Annotated in this window: 1 protein-coding gene; it reads left to right on the top strand. The window is 50.8% G+C overall.

All coding sequences use genetic code 11. From position 1 onward, the window contains the following. Positions 1–441 (top strand): sodium/proton-translocating pyrophosphatase (locus AWB54_RS15095; RefSeq protein WP_174520079.1); only part of this gene is annotated, 441 nt, incomplete at both ends.

The following is a 441-nucleotide window of genomic DNA, read 5'->3' as shown; positions in this document are numbered from 1 at the left end:
GTCTATCTATGAGCTATCTCTGATTGAAACTATTCCCAATATCAGCAAACAGATTCAAAAGGACTTCGGCTTTAAACCTGACTTCTATAAAGCCAAGTACTATCTGGAAGCCACTGACGGTGCCGGCACTACCTCTAAGGCCACGGGCAAGCCGGTATTAATCGGAACCGCTGTGGTTGGAGCTACCACCATGATCTTCTCCTTGATTCTGGTTATCCAGCGTGTTCTGGGAGTGGAACCAGAGAGCATTCTTACCATACTCAATACCTATACTATTCTGGGATTCATCTGTGGCGGCGCGGTAATCTACCGGTTTACCGGTGCTTCCACCCAGGCCGTAACCACCGGGGCCTACCGGGCCGTGGAGCATATCACACAGAACATTCCGCCCGATGACAAGGCCACCCCGAAAGCATCCACGGAGAAATCCAAGGAAGTGGT

The sequence above is a fragment of the Syntrophomonas wolfei subsp. methylbutyratica genome (genome assembly GCF_001570625.1).
Taxonomy (GTDB): Bacteria; Bacillota; Syntrophomonadia; order Syntrophomonadales; family Syntrophomonadaceae; genus Syntrophomonas; species Syntrophomonas methylbutyratica.
The sequence above is the reverse complement of the archived record's forward strand: the minus strand, read 5'-3'. Positions and strand labels throughout refer to the sequence as shown.